This window comes from Streptomyces endocoffeicus, from assembly GCF_016741935.1.
GTDB lineage: Bacteria > Actinomycetota > Actinomycetes > Streptomycetales > Streptomycetaceae > Streptomyces > Streptomyces endocoffeicus.
This window is the reverse complement of the sequence record NZ_JAERRG010000198.1, coordinates 1-615: the sequence shown is the minus strand read 5'-3', so window position 1 is coordinate 615 and position 615 is coordinate 1. Positions and strand designations below refer to the sequence as shown.

Sequence of the window (615 nt, the reverse complement as noted above, 5' to 3'; positions counted from 1 at the left end):
GGGGCACCAAGATCTTGGTGGGGTGACGGTATGACGACACTGCCGCACCGCGTCCTCGGGGCTCTTGAACAGTTCAATGCCGCCCACCCCTGGGACCACAACGCCCACTACCACCCCTGGATTCTGCGGCGCCTTCCCCGACGCTTCGACAGCGCCCTGGACGTCGGCGCCGGCAGCGGCGACCTGGCCAGGCTCTTGGCCAAGCGCGCAAGCACGGTGCACGGCATCGACTCCGACCGGAGGATCATCGCCCAGGCACGCGCGCTGACCCCACCGGCATCTCATATCACCTTCACGACCGCAGACGCGCTGACCGCGATCCCGGCAGACTCCTACGACGTCATCACGTGCGTCGCCGCGATCCACCATCTGCCGTTCACCGATGCTCTCACCGTCTTCCGCCGACACCTGGCGCCCGGAGGAACCCTCGTTATTCTTGGGCTGTCTCGTCCCACGACCGCAGGCGACTACCTGCTCGGAACCGTCGCCAGCCCCCTCAACGCCGCCACGGGATGGCTCAAGAACAGGGGCGGAACGGCACCTCGTCCCGTCTCGATGACTGCCTTGACCCGACCAGCGGATATGAGCTTCCCCGACATCGTCCGCGAGGCCCGT

General features: G+C 67.0%; 1 protein-coding gene. It reads left to right on the top strand.

Annotation, left to right across the window (positions count from 1 at the left end):
* Window positions 1-30 precede the first annotated feature (30 nt).
* On the top strand, window positions 31-615 hold a 585-nt coding region (locus tag JK364_RS54565; RefSeq protein ID WP_201858904.1), incomplete at its 3' end, for a class I SAM-dependent methyltransferase.